Below are 5,129 nucleotides of genomic sequence, written 5' to 3' on the forward strand. Positions count from 1 at the left end.
AAACGCTTGCCCTGCGCTTGGTGACGGCTGCCGATGTCCGCGATAGTCGGGGTCGAGTCGTGATTCCCGTGGGCAGTGAAATTTTTGGCCAGATCCAGCCCGCCCAAGGAGGCTCCCAGTTTGTGGCGAATACAGTAGTGATCAATAACCGCCAGCTACCGATCGCCGCCAATTCCCAAATCATTCGCACCATTCGCGATGCCCGTGACCCCAACATTGGCAATGTCTTCCGCAATGCGGCCATTGGGTCAGCGGTGGCTGCTGGATTGTCTGGCCTGCTGGGCAATCAAAAGATTACCCCCTTGAAGGTCCTTACGGGAGCAGCAACGGGCGCAGCCATTGAAACCAATCAGGAGCGTCCGGCAACTTCAATTATTCGGGATACCCTAATTGGGGCAGCCCTTGCCACCGGTGCTTCGGCGGTGATTGGCGATCGCAAGATTACGCCCGAAAAAGTGATTACCGGTGCTGCCGCCGGTGCCACGATTGGGGGTGTGATTGATCCGGCCGTGCGGCAACTAGTGGTTGTTGATGCCAATACGGATTTGGGCCTGACCCTGACTCAGTCCTTTACTGTCCCGCAATAGAGACTAGGCACGCGCTAACCCCAGCGATCGCCCGCAGGCCTCCACTGCCTGGGCCACCGCCGCTGCCACCCGTGGATCAAACACCGAGGGAATAATATAGGCGGCCTGTAGTTCAGAGGGACTCACCAAGGCCGCAATCGCCTCCGCTGCCGCGAGGAACATCTCCTCGGTCATTCGCGGTGCCCGACAGGCAAGGGTACCCTTAAACACCCCCGGAAAGGCCAGCACATTGTTGATTTGATTCGGATAGTCACTGCGGCCGGTAGCCACCACCGCCACATGGTTAGAGATGAGTTCGGGTTGGATTTCCGGAACGGGATTGGCCATCGCAAAAACAATCGCTTCCTTGGCCATGCGCTGCACCATTTCCACGGTGAGGACGCCAGGGGCACTCAAGCCAATGAAAACATCGGCGTCCACAAGGGCATCGGCAAGGGTTCCTGTTTGGGCAACAGCAAATTCCTGTTGAGCAGGAGTTAGGTCTGCCTGCACCGAGAGAATCCCGCGGCGATTACATAAAATTAAGTCTTTGGCCCCAGCTTTGCGCAGGAGTCGTGCCACGGCAATCCCAGCTGCGCCTGCACCATTAATAACAATGCGCACCGTTTCTAAGGATTTACCCACCAATTGCAGGGCATTTTTGAGGGCAGCGAGGGTGACAATAGCAGTGCCATGCTGGTCATCGTGAAACACAGGGATATCCAATTCTTCCTGCAGACGGGCTTCTATCTCAAAGCAGCGGGGGGCACTAATATCCTCCAGGTTGATGCCCCCAAAGACAGGGGCAATCCGCTTCACAGTGGCAACGATTTCATCCACCTCTTGGGTGGCCAAGCAGATGGGAAACGCGTCCAAGCCAGCAAATTCTTGAAAGAGCATCGCTTTGCCCTCCATCACCGGTAGGGCAGCCTCTGGGCCGATATTGCCCAATCCCAACACAGCGCTCCCGTCACTGACAATGGCAATGGTATGGCTTTTAATCGTGAGTTTGTGAACCAAGTCTGGATCGTCAGCGATCGCCTGGGATACCCGACCCACACCCGGCGTATAGGCCATCGCCAGATCGTCATATCCTTGCAGAGGATGCTTGCTTTTAACGGTGATTTTGCCCCCCTCATGGAGGCGAAATGTGCGATCGCTCACCTCTAGCACTGTGGCTTGGGTGTCAGATTTGACAGCATTGACAATGGCCTCAGCATGATCGCGGCTGGCAGCCACCACCACCAGTTCCCGTAGGATTTTATTGGCGGTTTTCTCAATGAGCGTAATGGAATCCACTTGCCCGTGTTGCCCGCCAATGATCTGCAAAACAGTGCCCAATTCCGTCGGATCTAAGGAGGTCTCTAATCGCAGGGTCAGACTATAGGCAGGCGTCGGGGTTAGCTTAACCATCTAAAATTTAATGGCAAAAGGTACTGTCTGATGATAACACCTCTACCTAGCTTCCTGTGTGGGTGACAATGGGTAGTGGTTCGGCTGCGCAGGTGGCCAAAATGGCGCGATCGCTAGGGCTCAAGCGAGGCAAACTATAGAAACTGAGTAAATCAATTTCTGCTTGGTAGGGCTCTTCTTCATAGGTAGGCAGAACCGTCACCTGCAGCTGGCGATCGCCGACGGTACCCCGAAAACAATCAAAGGAGGAATTGGGCAGATAAAGCGCCCCGTAAACCTTACGATCTTGCACTGCAAAGACAATGTAACTACGACCTACTCGCTGCGGTTGGGGAGATTCACCAAAGAGGTAGAGTCCATTCGCCAACGGCAATTGATGTTCTCCTGCTAAAGGGAGTGTCGGTCCCGCGATCGCCAACCCACTGGCTGACCAAAGGGCAATAGCTCTCAGTAAAACCGACAGTGACCAGCTCAATCGTGCCAAGGCAGTCATTCTATTGTCCTACCTGAAACGAGAAGTGGCTTAAACCAGCATTCTGCGGTGTCAATCTAGGGCAGGGCAGTGAGGTAACGCTGATACTTTAGATCGTGACAGGTTTATCGCGGTCTGTGGGTGGAAGTATGCCAGCAGTGGCACAGGCACAAATTGACGGAATGCTCAGGAGTGACCATTTCATCGGGAACAAGAACAGGAACACAAGCGGCCATAGGAGCGTCTAGCACGTCAAAAGCTGCTAAAGCCGCCCACATCAAGGGTTTGCGTATTATTACCGATTATTGATTGCATCAGACCCTCCCCAATGTAGGGAGGGAGGAGGAGATGACTATGAAACTTTCGAGAAACACAAAACTTAACTTCATTGTTACTCTTCTTTTTATCACTTTTGGCGCAACACTTTCCCTAGCCCAAACGCCCTCGAAGCGAAAGGGGCCTCCGCCCATGTTTACCCCAAACGTCATCAACGACCGGACGCTGCCGAATAAACCCGAGATTGAGGGACCGGTTGCGCCGCCAGAGCTCGAAACCCCACCCTTTCTGAAATCACCTGTGCCGCCGCGTCAACCGGAGCCGCTACCCATACCCGATGAGATCGAGGAGCGCCAAGCCTCACCCGACTTGAGGAGTGCTCCCCAAAAGCCCTGTCCAAAGACCATTGTCCTCCAGGCGCCCCCGCCCCCGACCACCACGCCCTATGGCCCGGACTTCCCTAGCACACCCGGTCCGCAATGGATAGAGCCGAACTTCAACGGTACGACACCAAACCGCCAGGTGCGGCATACTTTCCAGTGGCAGGGCTGCAAAGAATGCTGCTGCGAGGTGCAAAAGGCTAAGCTAGTGGTCACCCTCAAGGCGCTACAGAATGGCCAATCGCACCAAAGCCCTGATGCAGGTAATGACAAGATCTCCCTCTGGAAAAACGGCAGTGTGTTGTACTGGCAGTACCTGTGGCCCAACACTGGGGTGAGTGCCGGCACGACAACAACCCTCACGATTCCGATTGCGCCCTCTTGGCTGAACGGCTACCGGCTGAGCTTCCTGGTTCAAGACGATACGGCGGTGCTAAATGCTAAGCTGGTCGTCACTGGCTGCTGTGTGAAGCCCAACATTCAACCATAATCCAAACCATAATCCACTTTTCCTAGGCGCCCTGAGGGCGCCTGTTTTTTTGCCTGAACTGCTGTAGTCAGCTATTACAGTTGACTGAGAGGGAAGGATTAATTTCTTTTTAATCTCCATATATTTTAAGTCCGATAGAAAACGTTAATTTTCTTTGCAAAGTCCTCGGTTGTGTAGCCTGGATCGCACAGAGAAATCAAGGCAAAAGGCTATCATGATTGTCAAATTGCGTCTGAGTTCGGGTTATGACACTGTACATCGGCAACCTCTCCTACGAGGCCACTGAAAACGATCTTCGCGAAGTTTTTGAAAAATATGGTGCCATTCGCCGGATTGTGTTGCCGGTGGATCGCGAAACCGGTAAGCGACGGGGCTTTGCTTTTGTTGAACTGGCAGATGAAACTCAGGAGGCCGTTGCCATTGATGATCTTGATGGTGCTACATGGCTAGGGCGAGTCCTGAAAGTGAACAAGGCCAAGCCAAAACAGGCGGGGGGGCAGGCAAACTCTTCCTTATAAGGGCATACTGGTAGGGAAGTGCTGTTCACTTTTGCTGCTATGCCTCGACGTTCGCCATCTCCACCGCGTCCCCGTCCCCAAACTCGTCGTCCGCCAGAGCCAGAATCCAAGTCAGCGGTGAACACCCGTACCTTGGCAATCTTAGGTGGCGTTTTCATTATTGGGGTTGGCGTTGGCGTCACCTTTAGCAAAACCACGACCCTTAACCCCGATAATGTGGCCTCGACGCAGTTTATTGATCAAGCAGCACCCAATCCCGATATTTGCGTGCAATTTGGTGCGAGCGCGATCGCGGTGGATACGCGGATTTTTGTGACCTTTAATCCCTTTTCAGTTTTTGTGTCCCAACCCTCTATGCAACCGGGCTGTGTTCTGCGGGCCAATAACGTTGCCCTCCTAGAACAGCGACAACTCATTACGGGTGAACAGTTGCGCAGTTGTCGCCAACGGCTGAATACCTTTGGCTATGTCGGCAACCTAGACGCCAAGCCTGAAATTAGCTGTGTCTATCAGAGCACAACGGATAAAAACCTCTTCCTCAAACTCTCAGGCTTGGGTAATGGTGCTGCGGGTGAAACCGGTAATTTCTAGGACGCAACCATGAAGGCGATGAAGTGGCCACGGCTACGCTGGCGTGCAAGTCAGGGTGTACAACGCTTGGGTACAGCCTTTCTCTTAGCGGGTCAAGTCACCTATCATTTGCTGCGGGGGCGGATTGCTCTGCGGAACTTGATTGAGCAAATGGCTTTGGTGGGGCCTGCTTCCCTCAGTGTTGCCCTGATTACAGCCGCTTTTGTGGGTATGGTGTTTACGATTCAGGTCGCCCGTGAATTTATTACCTTTGGTGCCACCTCTGCGGTAGGTGGGGTGCTGGCGATCGCCCTTGCACGGGAACTAGGGCCTGTGCTGACAGCAGTGGTGCTCGCCGGGCGGGTGGGCTCCGCCTTTGCGGCTGAAATTGGGACTATGAAAGTCACTGAGCAGATTGACGCCCTCTATATGTTAGGCACTGAT

At 53.9% G+C, this 5,129-nt stretch carries 6 protein-coding genes and 1 pseudogene; 5 read left to right on the plus strand and 2 right to left on the minus strand.

Going from position 1 to position 5,129, the window contains the following annotated elements:
* A pseudogene (locus H8Q75_RS07905) lies at positions 1 to 587 on the plus strand (S-layer homology domain-containing protein); the annotation flags it as partial.
* Positions 588 to 590: 3 nt separating this feature from the next.
* Here the strand turns inward: H8Q75_RS07905 and H8Q75_RS07910 are convergent.
* The gene (locus H8Q75_RS07910) at positions 591 to 1,979 is read right to left on the minus strand and encodes an NAD-dependent malic enzyme (RefSeq protein WP_024124298.1); all 1,389 of its coding nucleotides are present in this window, start codon (positions 1,977 to 1,979) and stop codon (positions 591 to 593) included.
* 46 nt (positions 1,980 to 2,025) lie between these two features.
* Positions 2,026 to 2,472 (minus strand): hypothetical protein, encoded by a 447-nt coding sequence (locus H8Q75_RS07915; protein ID WP_024124299.1) that lies wholly within the window; start codon positions 2,470 to 2,472, stop codon positions 2,026 to 2,028.
* A 447-nt stretch (positions 2,473 to 2,919) separates the two neighbouring features.
* Here H8Q75_RS07915 and H8Q75_RS07920 point away from each other — a divergent pair, with 447 nt between their 5' ends.
* From H8Q75_RS07920 to H8Q75_RS07935, 4 genes are all read left to right on the plus strand, one after another.
* Positions 2,920 to 3,597, plus strand: coding sequence for a hypothetical protein (locus H8Q75_RS07920; protein WP_297041092.1), 678 nt, complete (start codon positions 2,920 to 2,922; stop codon positions 3,595 to 3,597).
* Between the two features lie 245 nt (positions 3,598 to 3,842).
* Positions 3,843 to 4,115, plus strand: coding sequence for an RNA-binding protein (locus H8Q75_RS07925; RefSeq protein WP_024124301.1), 273 nt, complete (start codon positions 3,843 to 3,845; stop codon positions 4,113 to 4,115).
* Between the two features lie 39 nt (positions 4,116 to 4,154).
* Positions 4,155 to 4,706 carry a DUF3172 domain-containing protein gene (locus tag H8Q75_RS07930; protein ID WP_024124302.1) on the plus strand — a complete coding sequence of 184 codons (552 nt, stop codon included), beginning with the start codon at positions 4,155 to 4,157 and terminating at the stop codon, positions 4,704 to 4,706.
* Positions 4,707 to 4,724: 18 nt separating this feature from the next.
* The coding region (locus H8Q75_RS07935; protein WP_365970908.1) for an ABC transporter permease at positions 4,725 to 5,129 on the plus strand (405 nt) is incomplete at its 3' end.

Origin of the sequence: Thermosynechococcus sp. OHK43, from assembly GCF_014466085.1 — a bacterium.
Taxonomy (GTDB): Bacteria; Cyanobacteriota; Cyanobacteriia; order Thermosynechococcales; family Thermosynechococcaceae; genus Thermosynechococcus.

Excerpts from the sequence above, each read along its gene's own strand:
- H8Q75_RS07910 (WP_024124298.1), bottom strand. The coding sequence starts at position 1,979 with ATGGTTAAGCTAACCCCGACGCCTGCCTATAGTCTGACCCTGCGATTA.
- H8Q75_RS07930 (WP_024124302.1), top strand. The coding sequence starts at position 4,155 with ATGCCTCGACGTTCGCCATCTCCACCGCGTCCCCGTCCCCAAACTCGT.
- H8Q75_RS07925 (WP_024124301.1), top strand. The coding sequence starts at position 3,843 with ATGACACTGTACATCGGCAACCTCTCCTACGAGGCCACTGAAAACGAT.
- H8Q75_RS07915 (WP_024124299.1), bottom strand. The coding sequence starts at position 2,472 with ATGACTGCCTTGGCACGATTGAGCTGGTCACTGTCGGTTTTACTGAGA.
- H8Q75_RS07920 (WP_297041092.1), top strand. The coding sequence starts at position 2,920 with ATGTTTACCCCAAACGTCATCAACGACCGGACGCTGCCGAATAAACCC.